Origin of the sequence: Methanosarcina sp. 2.H.T.1A.6 (assembly GCF_000979455.1) — an archaeon.
In the GTDB taxonomy this organism is placed as follows: Archaea; Halobacteriota; Methanosarcinia; order Methanosarcinales; family Methanosarcinaceae; genus Methanosarcina.
In genome coordinates, this window is the sequence record NZ_JJOY01000017.1 from 1 (window position 1) to 26,320 (window position 26,320).

At 44.6% G+C, this 26,320-nt stretch carries 24 protein-coding genes and 1 pseudogene; 8 read left to right on the top strand and 17 right to left on the bottom strand.

What is annotated here, in order from left to right; all coding sequences use genetic code 11:
* The 10 genes and pseudogenes from EO98_RS18225 to cobD form a co-directional block, all read right to left on the bottom strand.
* A pseudogene (locus tag EO98_RS18225) lies at positions 1 to 151 on the bottom strand ([dimethylamine--corrinoid protein] Co-methyltransferase); the annotation flags it as partial.
* 6 nt (positions 152 to 157) lie between these two features.
* Positions 158 to 808 (bottom strand): dimethylamine corrinoid protein MtbC, encoded by a 651-nt coding sequence (gene mtbC, locus EO98_RS04315; RefSeq protein ID WP_048137022.1) that lies wholly within the window; start codon positions 806 to 808, stop codon positions 158 to 160.
* 1,166 nt (positions 809 to 1,974) lie between these two features.
* Positions 1,975 to 2,340 carry a hypothetical protein gene (locus tag EO98_RS04320; RefSeq protein WP_048137024.1) on the bottom strand — a complete coding sequence of 122 codons (366 nt, stop codon included), beginning with the start codon at positions 2,338 to 2,340 and terminating at the stop codon, positions 1,975 to 1,977.
* A 115-nt stretch (positions 2,341 to 2,455) separates the two neighbouring features.
* Positions 2,456 to 3,418, bottom strand: a complete 963-nt coding sequence (locus tag EO98_RS04325; RefSeq protein ID WP_048137026.1) for a SufD family Fe-S cluster assembly protein — start codon at positions 3,416 to 3,418, stop codon at positions 2,456 to 2,458.
* A gap of 3 nt (positions 3,419 to 3,421) precedes the next feature.
* Positions 3,422 to 4,129 (bottom strand): ABC transporter ATP-binding protein, encoded by a 708-nt coding sequence (locus EO98_RS04330; protein WP_048137028.1) that lies wholly within the window; start codon positions 4,127 to 4,129, stop codon positions 3,422 to 3,424.
* Between the two features lie 66 nt (positions 4,130 to 4,195).
* Positions 4,196 to 4,807, bottom strand: coding sequence for an NTP transferase domain-containing protein (locus EO98_RS04335; protein ID WP_048137030.1), 612 nt, complete (start codon positions 4,805 to 4,807; stop codon positions 4,196 to 4,198).
* The gene (gene cobS / locus EO98_RS04340) at positions 4,792 to 5,628 is read right to left on the bottom strand and encodes an adenosylcobinamide-GDP ribazoletransferase (RefSeq protein ID WP_048137031.1); all 837 of its coding nucleotides are present in this window, start codon (positions 5,626 to 5,628) and stop codon (positions 4,792 to 4,794) included. The genes EO98_RS04335 and cobS overlap by 16 nt, the downstream gene beginning before the upstream one ends.
* 26 nt (positions 5,629 to 5,654) lie before the next feature.
* Positions 5,655 to 6,188 carry an alpha-ribazole phosphatase CobZ gene (cobZ, locus tag EO98_RS04345; protein ID WP_048137033.1) on the bottom strand — a complete coding sequence of 178 codons (534 nt, stop codon included), beginning with the start codon at positions 6,186 to 6,188 and terminating at the stop codon, positions 5,655 to 5,657.
* Between the two features lie 318 nt (positions 6,189 to 6,506).
* A complete protein-coding gene (locus tag EO98_RS04350; protein WP_048137035.1) occupies positions 6,507 to 7,493 on the bottom strand; it encodes a cobalamin biosynthesis protein in 987 nt (328 codons plus the stop codon).
* Positions 7,490 to 8,980: a threonine-phosphate decarboxylase CobD gene (gene cobD, locus EO98_RS04355; RefSeq protein ID WP_048137038.1), complete on the bottom strand. Its 1,491-nt coding sequence runs from the start codon at positions 8,978 to 8,980 to the stop codon at positions 7,490 to 7,492. Before cobD ends, EO98_RS04350 begins: the two co-directional genes overlap by 4 nt.
* Before the next feature lie 588 nt (positions 8,981 to 9,568).
* On the opposite strand from cobD, the gene hisS reads away from it, so the two are divergent.
* From hisS to EO98_RS04390, 6 genes are all read left to right on the top strand, one after another.
* Positions 9,569 to 10,810, top strand: coding sequence for a histidine--tRNA ligase (hisS, locus tag EO98_RS04365; protein ID WP_048137042.1), 1,242 nt, complete (start codon positions 9,569 to 9,571; stop codon positions 10,808 to 10,810).
* 454 nt (positions 10,811 to 11,264) lie between these two features.
* Positions 11,265 to 11,618, top strand: coding sequence for a hypothetical protein (locus tag EO98_RS04370; protein ID WP_235283433.1), 354 nt, complete (start codon positions 11,265 to 11,267; stop codon positions 11,616 to 11,618).
* Between the two features lie 31 nt (positions 11,619 to 11,649).
* Positions 11,650 to 12,300 carry a hypothetical protein gene (locus tag EO98_RS04375; protein WP_200895207.1) on the top strand — a complete coding sequence of 217 codons (651 nt, stop codon included), beginning with the start codon at positions 11,650 to 11,652 and terminating at the stop codon, positions 12,298 to 12,300.
* Positions 12,275 to 12,859, top strand: coding sequence for a hypothetical protein (locus EO98_RS04380; protein ID WP_235283434.1), 585 nt, complete (start codon positions 12,275 to 12,277; stop codon positions 12,857 to 12,859). The genes EO98_RS04375 and EO98_RS04380 overlap by 26 nt, the downstream gene beginning before the upstream one ends.
* A 107-nt stretch (positions 12,860 to 12,966) precedes the next feature.
* Complete coding sequence (locus tag EO98_RS04385) at positions 12,967 to 14,238, top strand: hypothetical protein (RefSeq protein ID WP_235283435.1); 1,272 nt, start codon at positions 12,967 to 12,969, stop codon at positions 14,236 to 14,238.
* 311 nt (positions 14,239 to 14,549) lie between these two features.
* Positions 14,550 to 15,008, top strand: a complete 459-nt coding sequence (locus EO98_RS04390) for a 30S ribosomal protein S15 (protein ID WP_048137047.1) — start codon at positions 14,550 to 14,552, stop codon at positions 15,006 to 15,008.
* A 181-nt stretch (positions 15,009 to 15,189) separates the two neighbouring features.
* Here the strand turns inward: EO98_RS04390 and EO98_RS04395 are convergent, their stop codons facing one another.
* The 6 genes from EO98_RS04395 to nadC all read right to left on the bottom strand — a co-directional run bounded on the left by EO98_RS04395 (position 15,190) and on the right by nadC (position 22,792).
* Complete coding sequence (locus EO98_RS04395; protein ID WP_048137049.1) at positions 15,190 to 15,984, bottom strand: ABC transporter ATP-binding protein; 795 nt, start codon at positions 15,982 to 15,984, stop codon at positions 15,190 to 15,192.
* A complete protein-coding gene (locus EO98_RS04400; RefSeq protein ID WP_048137051.1) occupies positions 15,981 to 17,054 on the bottom strand; it encodes an iron ABC transporter permease in 1,074 nt (357 codons plus the stop codon). Before EO98_RS04400 ends, EO98_RS04395 begins: the two co-directional genes overlap by 4 nt.
* Positions 17,055 to 17,072: 18 nt before the next feature.
* The gene (locus EO98_RS04405) at positions 17,073 to 18,287 is read right to left on the bottom strand and encodes an iron ABC transporter substrate-binding protein (protein ID WP_048137052.1); all 1,215 of its coding nucleotides are present in this window, start codon (positions 18,285 to 18,287) and stop codon (positions 17,073 to 17,075) included.
* 421 nt (positions 18,288 to 18,708) lie between these two features.
* On the bottom strand, positions 18,709 to 19,824 hold the full coding sequence (locus EO98_RS04410) for a cell division protein FtsZ (protein ID WP_048137053.1): 1,116 nt from the start codon (positions 19,822 to 19,824) through the stop codon (positions 18,709 to 18,711).
* A gap of 159 nt (positions 19,825 to 19,983) precedes the next feature.
* The gene (locus tag EO98_RS04415; RefSeq protein WP_156161017.1) at positions 19,984 to 21,252 is read right to left on the bottom strand and encodes a BatD family protein; all 1,269 of its coding nucleotides are present in this window, start codon (positions 21,250 to 21,252) and stop codon (positions 19,984 to 19,986) included.
* A gap of 706 nt (positions 21,253 to 21,958) precedes the next feature.
* Positions 21,959 to 22,792, bottom strand: coding sequence for a carboxylating nicotinate-nucleotide diphosphorylase (gene nadC / locus EO98_RS04420; protein WP_048137056.1), 834 nt, complete (start codon positions 22,790 to 22,792; stop codon positions 21,959 to 21,961).
* A 398-nt stretch (positions 22,793 to 23,190) separates the two neighbouring features.
* On the opposite strand from nadC, the gene EO98_RS04425 reads away from it, so the two are divergent.
* The gene (locus EO98_RS04425; RefSeq protein WP_082098468.1) at positions 23,191 to 24,006 is read left to right on the top strand and encodes an aspartate dehydrogenase; all 816 of its coding nucleotides are present in this window, start codon (positions 23,191 to 23,193) and stop codon (positions 24,004 to 24,006) included.
* 341 nt (positions 24,007 to 24,347) lie between these two features.
* Positions 24,348 to 25,262: a quinolinate synthase NadA gene (gene nadA, locus EO98_RS04430; protein ID WP_048137060.1), complete on the top strand. Its 915-nt coding sequence runs from the start codon at positions 24,348 to 24,350 to the stop codon at positions 25,260 to 25,262.
* 153 nt (positions 25,263 to 25,415) lie between these two features.
* On the opposite strand, the gene EO98_RS04435 is transcribed toward nadA, so the two are convergent.
* Positions 25,416 to 26,320 (bottom strand): PGF-pre-PGF domain-containing protein (locus EO98_RS04435; protein WP_156161018.1); only part of this gene is annotated, 905 nt, incomplete at its 5' end.

A 26,320-nucleotide genomic window follows, 5' to 3' on the forward strand; every position in this document is an offset into this window, starting at 1 on the left:
CAAGCTTTTCAAGTTCATCACCACTGAGGACAGGAATCTCACCGAGGTCAGCGGCGTTAGCCGTACCTGCCTCAATCTCCTCAACAATCTTTTCTTTGGAAAGGAAGATCCTCTTTCCATCTCCCATCCTCAGAGCGTATTCTGTTGCCATTTATTCTCACTTCCCAAGGAGCAGTTCCTTTGCCTTTGCCACGGCTTCGCTGGCATTTTCTGCGTAGCAGTCTGCCCCTATCTTATCGGCCCAGGCCTGGGTTGCAGGGGCTCCTCCGACCATGACCTTTACTCTCTCCCTCATACCTTCTTCCTTGAGGAGTTCGATAACCCCTTTCTGTCCAGGAAGAGTTGTGGTCATCAGGGCCGAAAGTCCGATCATATCCGCATTGACCTCCTTTGCCTTTTCGATAAAGTTCTTGATCGGGACATCCCTGCCGATGTCATGAACTTCAAATCCTGCGGACTGGAGCATGGTAGAGACTATAGACTTGCCTATGTCGTGCACATCTCCCTCTACTGTCCCGTTAACAATGACTCCCATTGTCTTTTTTTGGGCTCCTGCAGGCATTTCAGATTCAAGGAGTTTGACCCCTGCAGTCATCGCGTCTGCAGCCATCATCACGTGGGGTAAGAAAAGTTTGCCTCTCTCAAAGAGGACACCTACCTGGTTCATTCCGGCCGCAAGCCCCTTTTCAATGATCTCGGCCGGTTCCATCACTCCTTTTGCCTTTTCTACGGCTGCAATCACCCTGTCCTTCTTGCAGGAAATAATCGCATCCGAAAGTTCCTGAAGTAATTCTTCTTTGCTTGCCATTTTAAAACCCTCTTTTTCCACATTTATTTTGTAAGAACAGTGGGTTCTTCGTGCCGGAAGAATCCCAGTCTATACATTTAAAAAGAAAAACCATCTCTTCCAGAAAGCGAGTTTCATTTTCCCGCTTTTCCTGATGGATCGAGATCTACTTTTGCATCAGTTTCTGTCTGTTGCTGGTACCTGCTTTAACCCCCAGGTTTCTACATATATAGTTCCCACTATACAGCTGTACTTTTGGCCCCCTCCTCCGGATTACTCTTCCAGTCTGTTAAATATGGTAGTGCCGGTAGTTTGTCTTCCCGAACCTCACCTCTATTCTGTTATCCTTCCAGGCGTTCTCACGGAAAACTACTGAAAAATCCCGTTTTTCCGGGCTATACCCCCTATTTAATATCGTTTGAATCTATATATTTATATCTTGTTAAAATTATTAAATAGTTATTATTTTTAATGATTAAGTAGAACCCCAGATTTCTTCGATTTGGTTTAAATATTAGGGTCCTTCTAAAAGAGGGTGTAAATTGAGAGTTTATATCGTTTATTTTAGGCAATAGGCACATAATAGAGGTTCCAAAATAAAAGTACACATTAAAAATTCATTTTTTAGTAAAATAATCTCTATTAATCCAGGGGAATGCTAAATAAGGTAAATTAAGGCTTTATTCTTATAAACGTTAAAATTCTTAGGAATTAAGGCTCTTGAGCTTGTTTTCCACCACATTATGTTTGGTGCTTAAAAGGAGGGGAAATAAAACCTTAAATTGTAAATTAAGGGTAATTAAATATTTAAATTTGAAATAAGTTATTTTCCATCGGTACTTTTATTGGGGAAGCGCTATCAATGTACTTAGGCTACTAAATGAGGTTAATTAGCCCTTAAAAAATTGATGATTTTTTGAGGACCCTATTAAATATACGCCGGGGATCAGGAACACTGAGGATAAAAACGTGATAGGATGTGATTTTTTTCTGCTGGTTCTCAACGGCAAAAGAAACTCTTTACCCGAGAGCAAAAAGGCTGGAGAAAATCGAAAGTTTAAGTCAAAAGTCCGGGCTTCTGTAAAAAACAGGAGTTTTGGAAAACTCATTACTGCTTCAAGTTCCTGAATGTAGAAGGAGAGGGAAAAGGGTAAAGTCGGGAAAGAACTCTTTTAAGGCCAGAGCCCTCAATCTTCTTCAAGGCTCGTATTATCCCCTACTGAAAGCATAAGCTCCCCGTAGAGTAATTTCTCAAGGGTTTCAGCTACGTATCTTCTCTGCTGGTATCTCTGGATGTCTTCATGCATCCTTATATCCGAATCTACCTGGACTCTGAGCAGAGCAAAATGAAAAGCTTTTTCATTCTTTATCTGTGCAGTATAAAAGGTTTCCAGCAGGTAAGGAAGTTTTCTGGGGTCTTCGATTACTTCACTTAAAAGCAACATTTCTTCGGGAATATCCATCGTATGCGAACTTATGTCCTTTTTTCCCGTAATTAACTGCAGATTTCTTTCCGAATACTTTTTTTCAAGAATGATTAATTCACCACTCATACTTTCCACCTACTTCAGTGTTGAGATCTCTAAACTTTCCAGTAAATTGTTCTTGATTGGCTGAACCCCGTATACAGGATACCGGATTCAGGCAAAGAAGGGATGGAGGCAGATTTTAAGCCAGCATTCCCTTCACTATAATGTCTATTGCCTCGTCTTCTTCAAGACCGCGGGCCATGAGAGTTTCTACTTCCTTTTTGTCCACGCAGCCGATTGCAGCTTCATGAGTAACCTTTGCAAGAGGATTGTCGACCCGGACAATTGGCACGGCTTCAGCCTTTGCATTGCCCTGGATGACTTCCATGCAGTCCACGTGTCCGCGGGCTCTCGGGGCGTGGCCTTCGGTGATTCCCCTGAATTCCGATATGGCATTATCAGTTATGGCAAGCCGGCTTTTGATAACACTGCGGGCGTTTTCTCCGTTCAGGGAGATTTTCTCGAGGATCTTTATCATATCGTCTGCTTTTCCGTAGACCTTGGTGACCATCTCGCAGATCGAGTCTTTTTCGGCATCCACACTGTAATCGAATTCCAGATACCCTACCCTTCCGGAGAGAAGGGAAAAGTTCGTGTAGTAACTGCCTCCTTCCTCGATCTTTATATGGGCTTTCGGGATCACCTGAATTCCTCCGTGGGAGCCGTGGAAATGGGTCTCGGTGTATTTCAAGGACGCATTCTTTCCGATAAGCATCTCAGCATCCATTTTGTGGATAACCTTTTCAGCGTTCGGGAAGGTGCAGTGGGCTATAAGTTCCACAGCCGAGTCTTCTTCGGCTACGAAGTCCATATTGATTTCCTGAAGCCCATCTTTAGGGACCACACCGAAACAGAGGTGGACAGGCAGGGGGATTTTAGATCCTTTTTTGATGGTCAGTTTAATGTCCACGCCGTGTTCGGTTTCTTTTTTCTCAAGCACTATGCCTTCGGTCGCATTTGCACTTAGCACCTTGTTCCCGCTTATCACAAGACTTGAGATTCCATGATCATGCAGGACTGCAGTATCTCCTCCGGCTGCGGTATAAGCTGCCGTTATGCCTTCTGCTTCTCTGGAAAGCGCATTCAATGTAATCTGAGTCATTTTTCAGACCACCTTTGGGGGTGATACCCGGTTGTCACAGGGTATGCATCTGTTTTTAAAAAATTCGCTGATTTCCAGGGGATCCCCGCTCCTGAGGATTGACCCTTCGCACATAAGGGATGCTTTGTCCGAGGCGGCTGCAATTTCTTCCCGGTGAGTGATTACAAGGACTGAAGAGCCGTTTTCTTTGAGGGCCCGGATCAGGGAGACGATTTCTTTTAAGGAAACCACGTCAATTCCGGAGTCCGGTTCATCAAGAATTGCAAGTTTCGGCTTCATGGTAATGATAGAGGCAAGCTCGATTCGCTTTCTTTCGCCCCCGCTCAATGCCTCGCCTACTTCTCTGTCAAGGTATTTTTCAGGTTTCAGGTCGACTTTCCTGAGGGCTTCCTTTATCTCTTCTTCTGTAATGCCTCCATTACCTTTTGCCCCGATTGCAAGGTAATCCCTGACCTTTAGCCCCTCAAAGCGGGCGGGTTCCTGCCAGGCAAGGGTTATGCCTTTTTTTGCACGTTCGGTTATCGAAAGTACTGCAACATCTTCCCCATCAAAAATGATGCTGCCTTCTTCATGTTCATAACCCTGGAGCCCCATCAGGGTGTAGGCAAGTGTACTTTTCCCTGCACCGTTTGCGCCGATGATGCTGTGGATTTCCCGGTCTCCTACTTCAAGGTTGACCCCACGCAGAATTTTTTTCCCATCACGGCTCAATATCAGGTTTTTTAAGGATAAAATATATGACACCTCTAGCAAATTTTTGTTTGAGCACTGCAACATTTAGTTTGAGCACTGCAGCAAATCCTTGCAGCGCTGCAAGTCTTTAACGGTATTTACGTTTAGTGCTAGTTTGGGATTATCAAGTATCAGATTAAAGTCTTCCTGTTCAGTTCGGATTTGAGAACTGTCAAGGATATTTACTCCAGCGGGCACGATAAGTTTTCCATCCTTGTTAAATACAGTATCCGGCCTGGTTCCTGCTCCCTTGCATACGTTGATAGGGACATATACGGAAAGTGCGGGCTTTCCTTCTTCCCTGTATTTCCGGATTACCGAATCAATAAGCTCGGAGTCTATAAGGGGCAGGTCGGACATGATAATCATTACAGGACCCGTCGTTTCTGCAGTTTCCACTGCATGGATCATGTCCCCTACATAGTTTCCTCCAAAGGTCCTGATTACCTGAACCTCGCCTTTATAGCGTTCCTGGATCATGATTTCGGTCTTCGGGGTAACAGGTGAGACCGCAACGAAAACTCGGTCTATATTTTTTGTTGATCTAAGTGTATCTATCACATAGGTAATGAGTGGCTTTCCGAGCAATTCAACACAGGGCTTTTCCCCCATTCCAAGCCTCTGCCCGAATCCTCCTGCCATTACAATAGCGTCCATTCCAGACCTCCGGTGTATAATGAAAGTTTGAGGATAACCGCAATAATAATCAGGGCAGTTATCCGTCCAATTTCGTTAGCAGTACCTATTCCGTCGCCGTTTAAGCCCCCAAAGTGGGCATAACTCCGGTTAAGGAGTACAAGAGCCGAGGTACATGCTGCAAAGTAGGGAAGCAGTCCTATCAATCCAAATGGCAGGGAACATACAACTGCTCCAAAGATAAATCCTATGAGGAAATTTTTATGGGTTGCCCCGTTTATGGTCATGGCTCCGAGACCCGGATAAGCCTGGTCTTTCGGGGGAGGAATCGGTTTCCCAAAAGCGGCAATGGTTAACATGGACTGCTTGGCGCTGACCTCTGCAATAAACAGGGATGCAAACATAAGCAGCGGAAGGTTAGAACCAAAAGCTGTAAAGCCTTCTTCCTGGACAGACCTTATGGAACCGTACAGGGAAAGCAGTACAAGCATGCCGAACGCCACTCCTCCTGTCCCGAGAGTCGTATCTTTTAAGGCTTTGATTTTTTTCTCAAGAGACCCATGGGCCATAAAGCCGTCTCCCATATCAGTGACCCCGTCGAGGTGGTTAAAGCCTGTAAGGTAATATATAACTCCCATGATAAGGGCTGCAAGGACCGGGCCCGGAAATATCAACTGCCCTATGTATGCAACTGTCCCTATGAGAAGCCCGATTACGGCTCCCACGATAGGGTAGAAGTAGATCTTTTTCATGAGTTCATCGATCCCTTCCATACTGATTCCGACAGGGATCGTGGACAGGAAGCCAAAACCCGACTTAAATGCCAGTAAATATGAATTCATTATGTATCGCCTGTTTTTTAGTAATTTTATTCAAACTCTGCCATACCTCTTGAATACATATTGGAAGACACGCCTCCGATAAGGCCCCCTATGACGTCGTCCATGAAAGGTCCCAGATTTGCAAGAATTCCGGGTTTTTGTTTGTCATACCTGACAAACTCGAATGTCCCTTTAGAACCGCTGATATAGTTTGCGATGCTGTTGCCCAGCACCTCGTCAGCGATTATAAAACTAAGGTCTTTTTCATAAGAACTTTTGCTAAGGTTCGGAAGGTTTCCGGCTCTGCCTTCCCTCTCCAGCAGGACCCCGGAATAAATCAGAAGGCAGAGATTCGGGTCCGACAGAGCGAATTTGAGTTCTCTTTTAAACAGAGCTTCGGCTTTTTCCCTTGTCTCAAGTCCGGGGTGAGGGACATACATTTCGAGAGCTGTGTCCGCAAGGTCCTGGATACTTATGCCTTCTTCAGCCAGGACATCGAGGATATCGACGGTAGCTTTTCCCTCTATTTTTTCAGGCTGCCCTTTTTTCAGGTCCCTTTCCTCAATATCGGATAACTTCAAACTGATCACTCCGGGGTTGTCAAAACGGTTAGTTTCTGCTTAATATTATTATTAAAACGGTTAGGTTCTACTTGAGAATATTACTAAAACGGTCGAACTTGAAATGATGGAGCTTAAAACAAGAAATTGGTTTTAAGCTTTTTACCGGCCAATTTGATGGATCCATAATGGATTTACTGCTTCCGGCATCACCTGCCGGGCATATTCCGATTTCTCAGGGCTCCAGCTTCCGCGCATCCGGATTATGAAATTAGCAGTGGTCCTGTAAATTAATGGTTTCAAAGTAATGGTTTCAAAGTAATGGGATACATCGACAGATCACAGATACAGGTAAATTCCCGTTATCTGGATCACTGCCACAAAAGCAACAAGTGAAAACCCTGAAGCAATTGCTATTAATTGGGAGACCCGTTTTATATCTTTTACTTCGGTAGGCGGGTATGAGGCTCCCAGCACATAAGTGTCGGGTTTTTCAAGTTTAACCCCCAGAGCCCCGGCAGTAGCAGCCATTGGATAGCCGGAATTGGGGGACGGAGTCTTCATCCCGTCTTCGAGAGCAGCCTTTACGCTGTCGAGCGGATTGATTTTTCTTCCGTTTTTAGGGAATAAGGATATTGTAAAGGCTGCAGCAAGGATAAAGATAACTGAAATACGTGCAGGGATCCAGTTCAATACATCATCGGACTTTGCTGAGAAGTATCCCAGTTCCCTGTAAGGCTCGGTTTTATACCCCACCATCGAGTCAAGAGTGCTTATGGCTTTAAAGGCGTAGGCCGCCACAAGCCCGAGTTCTCCGAAAAGTGCGTAATAGAAAATCGGGCTCAGGACACCGTCCACGTAATTTTCGGAAACGGATTCAATAACCGCAGAAGACATCTGAGTTTTTGTCAGTTTGGAGGTGTTCCGGCTGACGTAGATAGGAAGCAGTTCCCGGACTTTTACCAGCTGGTTTTCTTCAAGGTGTTTGTAAATCTTTCTGGCAGGGCTCAGCAGGCAGTTGATTGCAAAGGTGGCTTTCAGGAAATAAGCTTCAATGAAGAGGCCGAGAACGCCCGGAACTCCCGGAAAGTTCGCAACATAAAGCACGGAATAGCCCAGTAAAGACACGAAGAAAACACAGCAAAGAGCCATTGCCACACCATAGATTTTTCTATGGGTTTTGGGGGCTGCGTTTTTCAAAAAACTGATTAATTTTCCTATCCAGACAACGGGGTGAATAGCAGCAGGAGGCTCTCCAAAAACTATGTCTATAACTGCAGCAAGCAGAAGTACCAGAGCAAGGTGCCCGCTGTCCGGGATAATCATAAGATAGGCTCCATCACTTTTTTCCAGGCTACTTTTACAAGTTCGTCCGTATCCCCTTCCTGCATCAGGCAGTCAAGGATCTTCTGGGCGATTTCCGTCTTATGGACAAGGTGGCAGTCAACGCAACTCCAGACTCTGCCGCCTCTTGAGCTCTTGATCCATTTACCTCCGGTTTTCTCGTTTTCACAGGGGTAGAATGGGCAGAAGCAGAAGGTACAGTTCTGGCCTTCAAAATGACACGGGTAATACTCGCAGGTCTTCCTGCCTCCTATGCCTTCTTCACTGGCTTTTTCGATTACTTGCTGCAGTTCGTTCTTCGCCTGTTCTCTGCCCCATTCGGTGATAACTTCTCCGATTGCAGCAATGAGCCTGTCGTTTTCTTCTCCGGTCCTGACGGCAACTCTTATGTAATCTTTTCCCAGGCCGTGAAATGAGACACAGTCCCTAATAAGGACCCCGCGAGCTGCAAGGCGTTCACTCAGTTCACCGGAATCAAGCATGAATTTGCTGATGTTGACAAAGATAAAGTTAACATTTACTTCCCCGACTTCAAAGCCCCTTATTCTGTCAAGTTTGGCTTTGAGCTTTTCCCCTTCTTCAAGGATCATTGCCCTTGCTTTTTTCAGGTATGGGCTGTCAATCCCGCCTTCTATGTTGAGAAGCGCGATTCCGGTAGTGTTTGCAATAGCTCCGAGGTTCCAGGACAACCTTGCTGTGTTCAGGATCTCAGCCATATCCGGAGAAGCTATCCCGAAGCCCATCCTGATCCCGGGGATCGCAAAGTCCTTTGTAAGAGAGCGCATGACAAAAACATAGTCGTTGTCTGCAGGAAGGTCTGCAACGCTCTGTGAATAATCGGATAGCTCAATGAAGGCTTCGTCTACGTAAAGAAGAGTTTTATGCTCCCTGCAGCGTGCTGCAAGAGCTTTAAGTTCTTCCCTGCTCCGGAGTTTTCCGGTAGGGTTGTTCGGATTACAGATAAAAAGGATTTTTGCCTTATCCAGCATCTCATCCGATAGTGTATCCACCTCGTCCTGTGCAGGATATACCGGCTCTGCTCCTACGATCCGGCACTGCATTTCGTATTCTCCGAAAGTGGGCCATGGTAAAAGGACCTTGTCTCCTTTTTCTACAACAGATTCAACTACAAGCCTGACAATTTCCGTTGAACCGTTACCAGGAATAATACTCTGAGGTGTTACACCCAGTCCTACAAATCTAGCAGCAGCTTTCCTGAACTCCAGATACCTGTTGTCGGGGTATTCCAGGAGTTTTCCGAAGCTCTCTTCAATGATATCCCCAAAGTTTAATCCGCTTTCTGGATAGTCAAATGGGCTTCCCAGTGGGTTAAAGTTTGCACTGAAGTCGAGAATTTCACCTTCGGGGATCCCGTATGTCTCCGAAGTTTCCTGGATTAACCCTCCATGTCTGCAGGGTTTCAGGGCCAGCAGATGCTCCCTTAAAGGTACACTTCTTTGCTCTGACACGTCGATCGCAAATATTTAGCGTGAATCATGTATATTAAGTTGTTTATTATATTAGCCGGTTCAAACTTGCCTTTATTTGCTTTGTTGTTGTTTGATTGCGAAAACTCTGCGTTCTGGAATCCATTCTACTTTATTTTACATAAATAATATATTATAAGTGTTGTTAGTCCCTTATTATATCTGCTTTTCTAACTGATTTCTATTTGTATATTCTATTTGTATATTTTTTGACTTTTAGAGGGGGATATAGAAAAAGTAAAATAGCTTGTTTTTGACTACTCCATCCAGAAAAGCTGAAGAGGAACAGAGCAGCTTCCGTATAACCGCAGAATATATTGTAAAACTGTAGATTATGATATTGTAAAACTGCAGATCACAGTAGAATGTAAGGATAATGCTTCCTATAGGAATCCATTTAATCCAGGAAACTAACCTGACCCTTTCTTTCATAGATTAAGAATAGATATAGGCTATTTACAAGAGCTTTATATGCTGCTTATGAAATGTATATGAGTTATTTATCCGAACAAGCGGTTATGTCTTCAGCATAAATTCTCTAAATTCGATATATACCAGGTGCATTAAAAAATGACAGTTAACAGGCCAAGAGGGACCCGGGACTTTTTACCCGCAGATACTGCCCGGAGAAGGTACGTGGAAAGCGTTATGCGAAATGTTGTCCGTAACTGGGGCTACAGTGAGATCATTACGCCCACGTTTGAACATCTGGACCTTTTTACCCTTAAGTCCGGAGAAGGTATTATAGGGGAACTCTATAACTTCACGGACAAAGGAGCCAGGGAGATGACCCTCAGACCGGAACTTACGGCTCCTGTCATGCGGATGTATGTAAACGAACTTCAGTCTCTCCCCAAGCCGTTGAAGTTATTCTACTTTGAAAATTGTTTCCGCTACGAGCGCCCCCAGAAAGGCCGTTTCAGGGAATTCTGGCAGTTCGGGGTTGAACTCATAGGAAGCGGTAAATCCGACTCGGACGCCGAGGTTATTGCCCTTGCCGATGCAATGTTAAAAGCTGTGGGCATTCAGGGCGACATGAAGATCGGAAACCTTGCAGTGATCCGTACGCTTTTAAAAGGGCTTGAACCCGAGATCGTAAGTAAGGTCATGAGGCTTGTGGATAAGAAAGAGTATGCAGGCCTTGAAGCCCTGCTTGAGGAAATCGGGGCAGAAGAACAGTTAAAGTCTGATCTTTTCCACCTGATACACCTTGAAGGCAAGTACATTCTCCCTAAGGTAAAAGAAATAGTCGGGAATATCCCCGAGCTTGTAAGCTTTGAAAAGACCCTAAAGCTTCTTGATGCATACGGCGTCGATTACTCGCTTGATTTCGGGATTGCACGCGGGCTTGACTACTACACGGGCATGGTCTTTGAGGTTTATGCCGAAGGCCTTGGCGCCCAGAAACAGGTATGTGGGGGAGGCTCTTACCAGCTGATAAAGCTTTTCGGAGGCGGAGATGTACCTTCTACAGGCTTCGGGATAGGTTTTGACAGGATAATGGAGATCTGTCCACTCGAAACCCCGGAACCCAGAAAACTGGTGATGGTCTCAAAACCCGAAACTCATCTGGAAGCTGCAAAACTTGCAACTACCCTGAGGAATTACCTGCCTGTCCATATAGACCTCATGGAGCGTAATTTCAAAGCCCAGCTCACCTATGCAAATACCATCAATGCCGACTACGTGATCATAGTCGGGGAAAAAGAACTCGAGGCAGGAAAACTGACTTTCAGGGACATGGTATCCGGAGAACAGGAGTTTTTGACACTGGAAGAAATTATAGGAAAGATTACAGGGCAGCCGGACTGAAAGTATTCCTTTTGTCCTATTTATGCTTCTTTATTTCCTTTCCTTTCCTTTCCTTTCCTTTCCTTCCCTTTCCTTTTTTTGCGGTCCTTTTTACCTTTCACTTGGATACTCTATTCCACTTATTCGCCATTCCACTTATTCGCCATTCCACTTAGTATTAATTTTGATGATATTATTTAGATAATATATTTATTGCCCTGTGTTTCAATCCAAACAAAAGATAAACTTTTTATAGACATACAGCTTAAATTTTATTACTTTTAATTCCCAAAGTTATCCGGAATCTGGGTGTGGGGGTAAATTTACGGCTGGTAAGGCTCAAGTTTCAGCCTGTCAAATTATAACTGATGAATCTGCTGTATGCGGGCTTCCTTTCAGGTTTACAGTTACAGGCATTCTCTTTACTGTACTTCTGCTTCTTTCATCAGTCTATATTTCTGGTTTTTTGGAGGAAGTGAGGGAACAGGAAACCCTGGATGAAGCTTCAAAACTAACAGCTGCTGCCGAACAGCTCTCCATACGCGGAGAAGGGAGTGAAATTGCCTTTGAGATAAGGATACCTCACGGAGCATCTGTAGACTTCGGGACTCTGCCTGGTAGGAAGGGAAACTGGCCTGAGGATGCGGATAATTATTGTATCACTGTTGGAGGGAAGTCAACCTTTTATCCCGCAGTTGCTTCCTTTTCGAATCAGGAGATTAACGGACCCTTTTCACTTGGGCCGGGCAGGCACAGAGTACTCCTATCAACAAAGATCGAACCTGAATCAGGAAGGCTTTTCGTACTGATTTCCGATAAGGAGCTATGAGAGGAATCTGATATTTAAGGGGACATGTACTGTGAGGGACTTTACTGGCGACAACTCAGCATGGGCCGATTTTCTGATCTCAAAAGGAGCCCTGATTCTTGTAAGTGTTGTTCTTTTCGCGGCTCTTTTTCATCTGGTTACCGATTTTAAGGACCTTGAAGCACAGGAACAACTGGACTCTCTCGCTCGGGATTTCAAAACCGAAGTAGATGAAGTAGAACTAAGGAGTCTTCAGGAAGATTTTCCGAGTAAATTTCCTGGGGACTCTCAGGAAACTTTTGATTCTCAGGGGACTTACTATTATCGTTTTAATGAGAAAGAGGTTTTTCGGGCTTTACCTTTCAGGGAAGATGTAAAGGTTCTTGTTTCGGGAGAATACGTCTGTCTGGAAGCCGAATACAATGAAAGGAGTTTCAGGGCTGTAAGGCCTTTTGCTTGCAGGGTTCTGCCTTTCAACGAATCCGTACTTCAGGAAAAACTTCGCACAAAGTTTGGGACAAACGGCAGTGAAACATCTCCTCTTACAGCTGATTATAAAGAAATTTTGACTTTTTTACAGAATATGGGGACTCAGGAGATAATCTTAGACCCTGAAGAAAGTATCTCTGTAAAAAAAGAGCACATTTATATAAATGACAGTGATGGGGGTTTTGCTTTTGGTTGTATCCTTGTTTATCAGTGATCTTTGCAGAGTTGCCGATAAACCGGTTGTCAAAAAGTCAGTAAAAACAACGTACACGTCAATATTAAGGGATGAAAGGGGAGTCCTTGAACCCCATTCCGATCTTCTTGCCACTGCTCTTGCTGTCATAGGTTTCGTGGTCTTTGCTGCCCTTCTTTCCAGGGCATACATGGGATATGAGGACAGCTCTTTTGCTCTTGAGAACTATGAAAGCGCTTCCCTTCTTGCAGGAACACTGGCCGAAGCACCTGTCTTTAGAGCCGAAAGTCCTGGCATGCTTTCTGCATCAGCCCTTGATAAGCTGTCAGGTCCCGATGGACAGGATGAAAGAATGAAATTTTTTGCAGCCTTTTCCGGAAACTATCCGTTTCTGGTCGAAATTCGGACCGGAGATGGGCGCTGGCAGTGGCTCATCGATCCTGAAATTGTCGAACCGGGGTATCTTATGGGAAAACAGGAAAAAGTTGCGGCTTCAGTGCCGGTTGTAATCGAGTTGAATCCTGCAGAATCGGTCCCTGGGACCCTTACTGTGGTGCTGTATAAAACTCCGTGGATGTGAAACAGGAGCAAGCCAGCAAACATAAAAAGCAGGAATTGACTGCCCCTTGACAGGAAATTTGATTCAGGACAGGAAATCTGATTCAGGACAGAAAGAGGTGAAATAAGATGAAACCTGTGAGAGCTTCTCAAAATTCCGGAGAGCCACAAAAAGTAAAAAATACAAATGTAAAGGGTGAAACTGTTAAGGAATCTTCTGTTTATATGAGGGAGTCTTCAGGTTATTCTACAGTTTTTGATGCCCTATTTTTGCTTGTGTTAATTTCACTTTCCGGGGTCCTTCTTATGCCCTCCCTGCAGGCTGATGAACAGTATATTGCAGCCGGATATGTGACTTCTTCAGAACTGGATGCTTATCTGCTCGAATCCTTTCTTTCCTGTAAACTTGAGGACTTCGGGTACGAAATCTCCCCTCTTTCGGCACTTAACATTTCAGTCCCCGAAAACTCGATTGTGGAAAGTCCTGCTCACACCCTTTTCGGAAAGGAACAGAAACACAGGACCTTTGCTGACCTGACAGCCGAATACCTGGCCATATCCCTTACCCTGTCAAACAACGGCTCAGCCGTTCCGCTCAACCCCCTGGCTGAGGACTATTCAGATAAAGCTTCTGAAACTATAGCTGCTTATCTGGACAAAAAGGTTGCAGGGAGGTATTCTTATCGCTTTGAAGCTTACTGGCATCCCGTGGGAGCTTTTCCGATGGGAAGTGAACTTATAGTCGGAGAAGAACCTCCTGCAGATGCCATCCGACAGAGTACAAAACTATCCATGCCCCTTTATGCAAGTGCACCTTCTAAGGATGCTCTTCTTGCCTGTGTGAATGATTCCGTGCTTGAAACTTCACTTAACGCTTCTGATGAAGAGGCTTCAACAGCACTTTTCCAGGCTTTTAATGCTTCTCTTGATGCCGCAGCTCTTGAAGGGGCGGAGACAGCTGTTGAGCTGCTTTTCCCGTCGGAATATTCAGGATCGGTTTTCGGAGAAGAAGCAGATGAGTCTTTTGAAACCCTGCTTTACGGGGTTTCTGAAAATGCGGGTGAAGAACATTCCCCCTCAACAGAAGACGAATTTAATGCCTATCTCTCGGAACTGCTTGAAACAGGGTTTGCACTCGATTCCGAAACTTATCCCGAAAATGTATCTACTGCAGAACTCTCTCTGCTTGAAGACCTGCTGGCGGACCATATCAGAAAAGAGATAAGGGCAGAACTTGAAGCTGAATTTTCAGGTGAGATTAACGAGACTGTTTATGCCATACTCGAGGCTGAAGATCTCTCGGAGGCTCGGACTCTAAGGGATACAGGGATAGAATCAATTCACAGGCAGATCAATCCCGGCGGAGCAAGAATAATCCTTTACCTCTGGAAACCGTTTTAATGGGAATGGAAGCCTTTTTCAGAAGTTTTTTTCGCCGGAAGAGGCCCTGATCTTATTTTTATGCTTTTAACTTTTTTCGTTCTTTTTCCCGACACAAAGTATATATTATATGGTGCATTCTCTAGTGATGTTTTTACCGAAACACTTACGCTTTTTCAGGAGTTCCTGGAAAAAGCCACGCAGCAGTTTGATGTGGCGGATTTAAAATCTCCCGATCGATGTGTTGGTCCGTTATAGTCGGTAAAGATATAACCTCAGCCCGAAGAGCTTTTCTTTCGGGTATCGATCAATTAATATCAGGAGAATCAGATATGGCAAAAATGCATACCAAAAGAAGAGGAAAATCAGCATCCACCAGGCCTATCAGAACCGAGGCCCCTGAGTGGTGCAAGATTGGAGCAGACGAAGTTACTTCAATCACACTGGATCTCTGGAAACAGGGTGTCTCCACATCCGAAATCGGAATGATTTTAAGAGACCGCTATGGAGTCCCTGACGCCAAGCTCGTCACAGGTAAGAAGATCACAACAATTCTCAAGGAAAACAACGTTTATTCCAACATCCCCGAAGATCTTACCAACCTCATCGTGAAGGCTCTGAAGCTCAGGAAGCATCTTTCTATTAACAAGAAAGACGTCCACAACAAGCGTTCCCTCAACCTTACAGAGTCCAAGGTCAGAAGGCTTGTTAAGTACTATAAACAGGAAAAGGTACTTCCAAGAGATTGGTTCTACAAGCCTGAAACTGCAGAAATGATGATTACCAGATAAACCTGAAAATTCCCACTCAAGGGATTTTTCCACATAAGGATTGAGTTTGCCTTTCCGGCAAACCCCCTTATATTCTTTTTTAATACGTTAAATCCTTCCTGTGCCTCTGATATGAGGTATCAGAAAGTAGACCCAGTATTTTTTTGCTCACAATTGTGCCGCTATTTTCATTACTGCATCATTATTTGCTTGCAATGTAGCTTATTTTGCAGTCCCATGCAGGGCTCCCCGGAACTACACACCGCATACCTGAAATCTCCCCGATAACGACTGGCAGGCCGTATACCTCTTCGATTACCTGAGGGGTAATTACTTCCACTCCCCCATAGGCGTGAACTTTCCCTCCCTTCAGGAGAATGAATCGGTCTGCATATCTGAAAGCCTGATTGAGGTCATGCATCGTCATCACAGCCGCAATCTTATGCTTAAGGACTATCTGCCTGATAATGGCCAGGATCTCCACCTGGTTCCTCAGGTCGAGACTGCTTGTCGGCTCGTCAAGGAGAAGGACTTTTGGCTCCTGAACAAGAGAACGTGCTATTGCTACCTTCTGGAGTTCGCCTCCGCTCATCTCGTCGATATAGGACAGGCGCAGGTTTTCCATCGAGAGTAACTTGAAGACCGAATCAACGATCTTAAGATCCTTTTCCGTAATATCCCATTTAATATGGGGTCGCCGCCCTAACAGGACTGCATCAAAAGCCGTCAGTCTTCCTGTTTCCACACGCTGCGGGACATACCCGATAAGGCGTGCAATTTCCATTGTCCCGAGGTCGGAAAGGTTTTCCCCGTCTATATGGACTGTTCCCCCTCTCGGGTTGAGGATCCTGTTCAGGCATTTTAACAGGGTAGTCTTGCCAACTCCGTTGGGACCCAGGATTGCGACAACTTCGCCTTCATCGATTGAAAAGGCAATCTCATGAAGGATTTTACGGTTACGATATAAAAACTGGAGTTCATCTACAGAAAGAATCATCGTTTATACCCCCTGATAAGCAGGTAAATGAAAGTCGGTGCCCCCATGAAAGCAGTCAGGATGGAGACCGGAAGCACATATGGTGACACTATAAGCCTGGCTGCGGTGTCCGATACCAGAAGGAGGATTGCCCCAAGGAGAGTTGAGCCGGGTATCAGGTATCTCTGGTCATCCCCTATAATCCGTCTTACCATGTGCGGACAGATCAGCCCCACGAACCCTATGACGCCAAGAAAAGAAACGAGTACAGCCGAGACCAGTGCAGCAATAATCATGCCTATAAGCCTGACTTTTTCCACGTTGACACCGAGGCTTTTTGCGGTCTCATCCCCTGCATCGATAGCATTGTAGTTCCAGCGGTTGGCAATGAAGAATATGACCGCGAACAGGACAACTCCTGTCATAATCCCCAGTTCCGACCAGTTCTTCACTCTTCCAACATCGCCAAAGGTCCAGAAGACAACTGCTGCAAGCTGGGTATCGTCAGCAAAGTACTGCAGGAACATTGTCCCTGCGGTAAAGAGAGAAGACAGCGAAACACCTGCAAGCACCATTACCTCGGGTGAGGACCCGCGGATCCGGGAGATGAGCAGGATTACCCCTGTGGCAAGAAGACAAAAGATGAAAGCTACCATTGTGGTCAGGTAAGGGTTGTTGAGGATGACGGCGTTTGCAACGCTCGATTGCATCCTCCCTGTCCCGAGCACAATTACTGAAAAGGCAGCCCCGAAAGCTCCGGCGTTTGAGATGCCGAGAGTAAACGGAGACCCCAGCGGATTGCGCAGGATAGACTGCATTACCACCCCAGCAACTGAGAGCCCGGCTCCTGCGACTATCGCAGCCAGGGCTTGAGGGAGACGGATGTTCCAGATAATCGAATCCCAGCTATCAGAGATGTTCTCCCCCATCAGAGTTTGTAATACACCATAGGGGGGTATCGTTACCTCTCCTACGGAAATCGAGTATATAAGCATAAAAAAAAGGAGCAGGAGCCCCCCCATTATCCAGAAGTACTTCCTCCGCACGTATACGAGGTAATCTTCGGGCACTGCTCCGTCGGCAAAATGCACTTATTTATACCCTCCATCTTACTTTAGAATCTGACTGAAACCCGTATCATTGTACTGTCCGTTCAGATCAGAGAACACAGGTTTACCCAGGAAGAAGGTATAGATCTCGTCGGCTTTGGCTTCAGGGTCGATATCCTCAAACCGGTCCGGATAGAGCACTTTTCCTACGAAATAAGCGTTTGCAAGCACTGACTCATAGTTGGTGCTGTAGTAGTTGTAGGGGATCACTCCGTAAACATTTCCATTCTTCGCGGCTGAAAGCCCTTTAAGTGACGGATCGGTCTTGAGTTCTCCGATAGCTCCTTCGTTACCCAGCTGGAGGGTTCCGATATCGATAAAGATATACTCGGGGTCCCAGTCCACCAGGGCTTCTCTGGCAATATCCGCATGGTCTGCGCCCATTCCGGCCGCAACGTTATTTGCATTTACCCAGAGGAATGGCGGATAAGCCGGCTCTGTGGAAATTATCCCGTGAGCTCCTGCACTGCTCACCCCTCCGACATAAACAGTCTTTCTTTCGGATTCCGGAATGTCTGCAGTCCTGTTTTCAAGGTCTTCCATCGTAGCTTCGATATAAGCGATTACCTCTTCTGCTCTTTCCTGTTTGCCCACTACCTCACCCATTATCCGGAGTGAACTGTACATTTCAGCTTTCTGTTCCTCGTTCTTCAAAGACCCGTAAGGGAATGAGATTACCGAGATGCCGGTTTTTTCCTGGAGACTGTCGGCTTCAGCAGCATTTGTTGCCGAAGGTTGGCCAGTTGTACCGGTTTTCAGGACAACCTGAGGGTTGATATTAATGATCTTTTCCGGGTCATCCTTGCCCCTGAACTCGCCGATAAGGGGATAGTCCTTAAGCTGCGGATTTGCAAGGGCATAAGGACGGCCGTCTACTGCTGAATCCTTCTTTTCCAGGCTGTCAACTCCAACTACGAAGTCCTGAGCCTGCAGGTATACAAGGTAGCGCAGGGATCCTGCCCCTGAACAGACGACCTCTTCGACATTTTCAGGTATGGTTACATTTCTGCCGAACCCATCTGTGATTGTGATTCCTGCGGATTCTGTTAACTCCTCGGAATTTGTGGCGATCCCGGCAGACTCTGCTGGAGCCGCACCTTCTCCGTCTTCAACAGGAGTAGATTTGCTCGTACATCCTGAGGTGACGACCAGGGCAGCTATGAGCACTCCAATGAAAAAAATTTTAGTTAATTTAATACTGGGGGATATATTCATATTACGTTCCTCTAATTTACTAGAGAAAGCGTATTACATAAAGTTAACTAATTTATTAGATTAATTCTTATAATACCAATAATTTCCCAAAGATTGGTATGATTAATTGTGATGTTTAATTTGGTTGAGGATAATATATATAGTGAGTGCGAATGTGTTATGAATCCGCCACTACTTTCAGTATTGTGCTGTGGGGTACCTGTGAACATTGACTTTTTTGAAAGACTTCGCTTTGTCCTGCAAATGGTACATTTATTTCACACAAACCGTCAATAAAGCGTTAACTTTCGGAATGATGTTTGGAGAAATAGCGAAGTAAACTAAAGAAAGTAGTATGGTTTTAAGAGAAAAAGGTAAGAAGAATATGAGAAAAAGGTAAGAAGAATATGAGAAAAAGGTAAGAAGGAGAAGGACCTGAATTTCAGTATTCAGGTTCCAGCCCTTCAATCTGGGAGAAGGTTTTTTCCATTTCTACACCTTCTTCCACACGCTGCTTTTTTGCCTTTTCGTAGTGGATTGCCTGAACTGCCACATGATAGAGTTTTTCCAGCTCATGGGCTGACTCCAGGGTCAGAAGTGAAAGGATCTGCGGATACTCTCCGTTGCATACGACGATCCCCTTGAAGACATGTCCTACGGCTCCGGAAAGTTTTTCGATTTCAGTTGAGATGTCGTCTATGCTCAGGTATTTGCGGTCGCCTTTGATTATGATCATTGCCCTGCTTGCTTCTTCATAAACATTGGTTGAAAATAAAAGGCCTGAAGGAGAGAGTGAATTCTGGATTGCGGTTTTAACAGGCATTTCCTTATCAGCTCTGAAAAAGCCGATTGTTGCAAGCCCTGCACCCCCGTTCATTACGGTCTTGAAATCCCCGAGGTCCGTTACCATCATCATCTCACTATCAAGAGCATCGAGAAGGAAGAGAAGACGTTCTGCAATCATGTCATTGATGCCGTTATAGGCATCCTGGATGCTTCCTCCTATATTTTTCAGGTACTGGTTATCAGCAAGGATAATCCCGTCTGCTCCGCTTTGACGGATGTCCCGGATAGAAAAAGCTGCGTTTTGAAGATAAAGGGTTCCTTCTTCCCTGAAAGGGAGGACAACGACACAATAAATAGGATAATCATAGCGTTTTTTCATCTCTTTTACGAGAAGAGGGGTAAAAGAAGAGCCTGTGCCGCCTGAAGCTGAGGTGAGTACAAAGGCGATATCAAAATTGCCCCTTTCCTCAATCTGCCGCATAATCTGTTCTTTACTTTCTTCAAAGACCTGCTTTCCTACATTCCGGTTTGCACCGACTCCGTGCAGGTGAGGTATATGGACTCTATCTTTTGCTTTTGTAAATTTCATCTCTTTTAAGTCATTAACGGCAGTGTTGAAGGCAAGGGTTTCAACATGGCTTTTAAATCTCTGCTTTGAATAAAACTTTGCAAGCTTGTTGCAGCTTTTTCCCCCTCCCATTGCATATCGGTTAATGGAATCAAGAATCCTGTTTCCACATTGCCCGTTTCCTATTACCAGTATATTAAGCAAAAAATTCCTCCAATTTAAAGGTGAATTAATATTTTTCCTGTATGGAATCGATCACAGATTTTACATCTTAGGAATATTATTAATCAAGTTGACATAGTAGTAATTAAGTTGGAATAGTAGCAATTAAATTTCTTAAATAATTGATTAAGTTTCACTCTTTTAATACCTGTATTCCCTGTGCCGCCTGTATACCTGAAATCCAATAACTGCAAGGATGATTGCTGAAATTATGATGTATAAAGGGTTTTTAATCAGAAAATCGAACTTACCTTCTTTTACATTGATACGGGAACTTGCAAACTCCTTGTTTTGCTTAATGTTCTGGGCATCTACACCGTTACTGTATTCATAAGAAAGCTCTGAATTTATACTGTAAGTTCCCACTTCTTTTGCTTTTAAAATATACCTGAACTCTTTATCGTTATTGGGCTGCAGAGTTTCAAGATATATTCTGGGGTTTCCGCCTATAGTTTCAATCCCCTCGTCTCCGCCCACGTATTCCATACCTTCCGGAACCATAATGTCGAGGCGGACAGCCTGTGCAGGGGCACTGCCTGTATTCTTCAGGATTACGGTTGAGGTAATTTTTTCGTTCCTTCCTACAGATGAGAGATCCACATTCATTAGGGAGTCAACATTCGCAATCTGCTTATTTCCTTCACTTACAGTAATGGATGGTGTGTTAGAAGAAGACTGGTAAGTCTGACCGGCACTGTTTGTATAAGTAGCAGTCACAGCTCTGAGGTCGAAGGTTCCTGCCTCGGTTGCTTTTAAGTTATAAATATAAACCAGGGTTTCGGGGACTGATTGCCCATAATCAATTTTAGGGATGCTGGTCGAAACTTCGTAAGTGGTTTCTTTCAGGATAAAATGTTCCTGCTTAGGGTCCGTAAACAGCACCTTGTTTGCAACATCGTTTCCGGTAGTTCTTGCAGTCACAGTAACAGTTATGACATCTCCTACCTCTATTTCGGATTTATCTACGCTCTTGACTATTACAAGCTTCGGATCCCCTGCGAAGGTTGCTCCAGAGTGCCCGCTTTCAATAACCTCACTTACATAAAGGTCTCCTATGTTGTAGTTTGATATACTTATCTCAACTGTAGCCCTGGGTAATACGCCTCCACCATGCACGGACTTCAGGCGCATCTGGACTTCCCCATCATCCTCGAAATCAAACTCAAAACTCTCGTTTATATCCAGCAGTCCATTTGCGATTTCCTTATCTCTTTCGTAAACGTAATATGAGGCTGTGCTAGCTTCAGGGAAGACATCGGTAATTTCGATTATGTAATTATTAAGCTGATATACCTCCCCTTCCTCAATATCACCGTCATACACTGTGGTTCTTGCCGATGCTGTGCTGCCAAGCGTCAGCAGGATGAGAAACGCAAACAAAACAGTTCTATGGGTCCCTTTCAGTTTCACTTCTGCTACCTCAAATTTCTTATAAAAAAAGATTATTTATGGCAGGTCATTCTCCTTTAAATTATTTTTAGATGAATATTATTGTATTAGCTGTTTAAACTACAAGATAAATCAGTATAAGTTCAAAACGGGAATTAGCCGCTGCATTATCAAGAACATTACCAAGTTTTGTAGAGACTTCCCGATTGAATGCTTGTGATCTTTTTTTTATTTGGTACTATATATAAGCGCAAAATATGCGGATGAGTGCTTGAAATTCCACATTCTCCCCAAGAAGAAATTATGAAACAAGTGGACTTTTAGAAGCTGGATTCAATAGTAATATTCATCCGGATTTTCGATTTAGTTTTTTTGATCATTTTATGTTTTCAGATTATCATCCTGGTAATCTTTATTCATTACTTCCTTTTTATCTTTTCGGTGTTTTTCAAAGTTTCGGCCGAAAAATGAAACATATTATATGTACTCATTGGTGTAAAAAATTCATGAGATAACAAGATTCAACAGGGACATCTTTTAAATAAAAAAACAGAATGAGTAATGTGTTAACTTACAGGTAAATCTAAAAATTTATTCGTCAGTCTCAAACAAAGATACCAACCACAGAAGGCACAAAAACCACAGAAACCACGGAATACCGGGCACTTCCGTGGTTATAACGTATCTGGGGAGTTAACTTTAAGCATTTACGTCCGAAACTATAGTTTCAGTTCTCGGAATTGACTATTTCCAGGCTAACATCTATCCATCTTGATTTGTGGATAAGGGAGCCCATTGATATCACATCAACTCCTGTTTTTGCATAACCTTCAAGGTTTGCGGGGGAAATTCCTCCTGAGGCTTCCACAAGGACTGATTTCCTGAGCCCTTTTTCTTCAAGTACGGAGAGAGTCTCTTTGACCGCCTCAGGCTGCATATTGTCAAGCATGATAATGTCAGCTCCCAGTTCTGCAGCAAAGACCGCGTCTTCTGCAGACTCTACCTCAACTTCAATTTTCCGCGTAAAGCTTGTTTTTTGCGCTGCTTTGATTGCGGCTTCTATTCCCATGAGTTTGATGTGGTTATCTTTAATCATAACCGCATCCGAAAGGTTAAACCTGTGAGTGTCTCCACCACCTGCAGCGACAGCGAGCTTTTCGAATTTCCTTATTCCGGGGGTGGTTTTCCTTGTACACGCAAGCCTTGTGCTTTCGGAGTGCTTTCTTACGACATCCATGCAGTTCCGGGTCAGGGTTGCAATCCCGCTAAGGTGCCCGAGGAAGTTAAGGCTAAGGCGCTCTGCCCTGAGAATGGATACCGCTCCTCCTCTGAGCCTGAAAATTATATCGCCCTTGCTGAGACAGTCACCATCTTTAAGACCTGTTTCTGCCTGAATTCCAAAATAAAAAAATATTGATGCTGCCTCATTGAGTCCGGCAACCGTACAATCCTCTTTTGTGAAAATGATGGCTTCTGCAGGCCTGTCCGGAACAATAGTGCACGAAACATCATCGTACCCCAGATCTTCTTCTATGAAGCTTTCTACTTCTCTGATAAGCATGATTTTTACCCCGATACTTAATGCTGCCCGGATTTATAAGAGGCGCGGGCATTTTCCTTTATTATCTCTTTATTCCGTTTTTACTTTATTGTTTGTAATTGGGTTCTCCGAAGTAAGGTGCTGAGAACAGGTAAAGAACATGAGAACAGGTAAATAATAGGCAAAGAACGGGTAGAAATGTGCAGAAGAGTTTTGAGACGAAAACAAAAGCCGGACAACAGAAGATTTTAAGTGAGAGAACGGAATACAGTAATCCCGTTCCCGGATTTCCATTATTCTGGACAGATAAAGAAAATTATAATGCAAGCAATTATAACGAATTGAAAAATACCAGCTAAAACAACTTAAGTTACTGGCTAAAGCAATTAAAATCTACTGATTATTCTCAGGAGCCTGAAATACTGAAAATTGGAATTATTGGTTGCGGATTCATTGGCGGACAGATTTGCAAGGCTATTGATAACGGGGAGATCAATGCAGAGCTGTCTGCTCTCTGTGACTCTTCGGAAAGCAAGATCCTTGAACTTTCAGCTTCCCTGAAGACATGCAGTCCTGCGTATATGGAGATTGAAGAACTCATACGCGGTGTGGATCTTGTTATAGAAAGCGCCTCTCAGAATGCTGTCAAATCCATTGTACCACAGGCCCTTAAGGCCGGATGTGATGTGATGGTCCTGAGCGTGGGTGCCCTTGCCGATGAAGAACTGAGGACAACCCTTTTCGAGCTTGCAAAACAGCACAACTGCAAGCTTTATTTCCCCTCGGGTGCGGTTGTCGGCATCGATGGATTAAACTCAGCATCTGCGGCTGGCATTTCCTCGGTCACCCTGACCACCAGGAAACCTCCGTCAGGACTCATGGGAGCTCCTTATGTTGTGGAACACGGCATAAAACTTGAAAACCTTGAAAAAGAAACCATACTTTTTGAGGGGACTGCCTCAGAAGCCGTAAAAGCCTTTCCTGCAAACGTTAACGTGGCAGCTACAATAAGTCTTGCAGGCATAGGTTTTGAGCAGACCGGGGTAAGAATCATAGCTGACCCCTCCCTTTCCAGAAATGTGCATGAGATCACCGTAGAAGGAGAATTCGGCAAATTTAGCACCAGAGTGGAAAATCTTCCTTCCCCGGAAAATCCGAAAACAAGTTATCTTGCAGCCCTTTCTGCAGTTTCTACCCTCAAAAAGATCCTGAATCCCGTCCAGATCGGGACCTGAATTCTTCCCGGTTGGACCTTGAGGACTGAACCTGAACTGACAGGATTCAGGTACCTGAACTTAGATATTCGGATTGAAGGCGGGTGGGGTTCACAAACATTAGGTTCACAAACATTATATAGTCCGGAGGAGTTAAGCACGTAAATCCTCCGGAGAAGGTTGCATGTATGCGAAAAAGTGCCTCATGGATAGAATGTTCCTTATTGCACTCCTTTCTACGTTTAACATGCCCTTTTGCCAGAATGCCTTTACGTTAAAAATCTAAACGTCTTAATTAAAGGCCTCTTTACGCTAAAAAAATTCTATATTCATATTTTTCTCTCAAATATTATGGTGGTCCCATGCATCAAGCAGACCTTATAAAAAGGATCCAGGAATTGAAGCTAAAACGAAACGCAGTAATTCTTTCTCACTATTACTCCCGCCCCGAAGTCCAGGACATTGCGGATTTTGTAGGGGATTCCCTTGCCCTGAGCCAGGAAGCTGTCCGCCAGGAAGCAGATGTTATTGTGTTTTGCGGCGTTCATTTTATGGGAGAGAGCGCTGCAATCCTTTCTCCGAAAAAGACGGTCCTGTTACCGGAAATCGATGCCACATGCCCGATGGCTGAAATGGTAGATGTGGAAGGCCTTAAAAGACTCAAAGAAAAGCACCCTGAAGCTCTGGTCGTCTCCTATGTAAACAGTTCGGCTGCAATCAAGGCAGAGTCCTATATCTGCTGTACCTCTGCCAACGCTGTAGAAGTGGTAAACTCCCTGGACGCCAAAGAGGTTATCTTTGTGCCTGACAAGAACCTGGCTGCCTACGTTGCAGCCAGGACCGACAAAACCATCATTCCCTGGGAAGGGCACTGCCCCACACACCACCAGGTCCTGAGGGAAGATGTCCTGAAAATGAAGGAAAAACATCCCCTGGCTAAATTCATCGCTCATCCCGAGTGCCGCCCGGAGGTCCTGGAACTTGCAGACTGTGTGGCAAGCACGCGAGGAATGATCATGTACGCGAAAAACTCTCCTGCACAGGAATTTATAATCGGCACGGAGTGCGGGCTTATTCACGGGCTCCTTAAGGCAGCTCCGGAAAAAACATATTACTGTATCTCTGAATTTGCCTGCTGTCCCAGCATGAAAATGGTCAATCTTGAAAAAGTCCTGGCTTCTCTTGAAAAGATGCAGCACGTAGTGGCTGTTCCCGAAGACGTGCGGATCAGGGCAAAAGAAGCCCTTGACCGAATGCTTGCGGTAAAAGTAAAATAAGCACCTGAATGTGTTATCCATTTGCTGCGGCCCGCTTATGCAAGGAAAGTTTTGATTTATCGCGGATTATTTCTTCGCGGGAATTTATGGGAAAAAATAATGAGGAGTAGGAGAGAAACAAAATCTCACCTACTTTCATGCTAAAGAAACCTTTTAGATCTTTTTCTTCAACACGCCGTATCCTACAATAAGCGCAAATAAGGGCAGAGCAATTACCATAAATATTTTAGCTATCTCCATAGGCTTTTTGTCTGGACCGTTTTGTCCTGCACTTCCGTTCAGAAGTGACTTTCCTTCACTTTCCAGGTTTCTCAGAGTTTTTTGTAATTTTCCTTCCTGATATTCTGTTATCGCAAAGGAGGAATATCCAGAAGTTTTTGCCTTAAAATAAACGTAGTCTTTATCTTCGCCAACTTTTACCGTGGAGAGCGGTTTCCAGCCTTTGTTATACCATTGAAGGGTTATCAGGGATTCAGTGACATTATTAGCTTCAATCCAGTCTTTTTCAACTTTGAATCCGATTAATCCATTTTTAAGGGAAGTAGGAAGTCCTTCTCCACTATTTCCTACCCAGATATTCACATGTTTATAGATTCTGCCAGAAGGAAGTTTTGGGACAAGTGTGGATTTGCCTTTAAGTACTTCTGCAATTGCTGTTGTCCTTCTGAATGTCCTTTCTGCATCATATTCAATATATGTTATACAGGTAACGTTTTCCGGGAATTCATATTTAATATGATACCCACTCATCACGTTTCTGGTAGCAAGCTCCTTGATTTGGATATTGCTGGCCGGCTCTGCGGAAACACCACTTCCTATGCTGCTGGAACCGGAACTAGAACTGGATTTGGAACCGGAACTCCCACTGTCGGCATTATCTGTTGGTGTTGGATCTGCGGGTGCTGGATCAGGGGTATCGGTTGGTACCGGATCGGGAGTATCGGTTGGTACCGGATCAGGGATATCGGTTGGTACCGGATCGGGAGTATCGGTTGGTACCGGATCGGGAGTATCGGTTGGTACCGGATCGGGAGTATCGGTTGGTACCGGATCGGGAG

Excerpts from the sequence above, each read along its gene's own strand:
- mtbC (WP_048137022.1), bottom strand. The coding sequence starts at position 808 with ATGGCAAGCAAAGAAGAATTACTTCAGGAACTTTCGGATGCGATTATT.
- EO98_RS04320 (WP_048137024.1), bottom strand. The coding sequence starts at position 2,340 with ATGAGTGGTGAATTAATCATTCTTGAAAAAAAGTATTCGGAAAGAAAT.
- EO98_RS04325 (WP_048137026.1), bottom strand. The coding sequence starts at position 3,418 with ATGACTCAGATTACATTGAATGCGCTTTCCAGAGAAGCAGAAGGCATA.
- EO98_RS04335 (WP_048137030.1), bottom strand. The coding sequence starts at position 4,807 with ATGGACGCTATTGTAATGGCAGGAGGATTCGGGCAGAGGCTTGGAATG.
- cobS (WP_048137031.1), bottom strand. The coding sequence starts at position 5,628 with ATGAATTCATATTTACTGGCATTTAAGTCGGGTTTTGGCTTCCTGTCC.
- EO98_RS04350 (WP_048137035.1), bottom strand. The coding sequence starts at position 7,493 with ATGATTATCCCGGACAGCGGGCACCTTGCTCTGGTACTTCTGCTTGCT.
- hisS (WP_048137042.1), top strand. The coding sequence starts at position 9,569 with ATGACAGTTAACAGGCCAAGAGGGACCCGGGACTTTTTACCCGCAGAT.
- EO98_RS04385 (WP_235283435.1), top strand. The coding sequence starts at position 12,967 with ATGAAACCTGTGAGAGCTTCTCAAAATTCCGGAGAGCCACAAAAAGTA.
- EO98_RS04390 (WP_048137047.1), top strand. The coding sequence starts at position 14,550 with ATGGCAAAAATGCATACCAAAAGAAGAGGAAAATCAGCATCCACCAGG.
- EO98_RS04395 (WP_048137049.1), bottom strand. The coding sequence starts at position 15,984 with ATGATTCTTTCTGTAGATGAACTCCAGTTTTTATATCGTAACCGTAAA.
- EO98_RS04405 (WP_048137052.1), bottom strand. The coding sequence starts at position 18,287 with ATGAATATATCCCCCAGTATTAAATTAACTAAAATTTTTTTCATTGGA.
- nadC (WP_048137056.1), bottom strand. The coding sequence starts at position 22,792 with ATGCTTATCAGAGAAGTAGAAAGCTTCATAGAAGAAGATCTGGGGTAC.
- nadA (WP_048137060.1), top strand. The coding sequence starts at position 24,348 with ATGCATCAAGCAGACCTTATAAAAAGGATCCAGGAATTGAAGCTAAAA.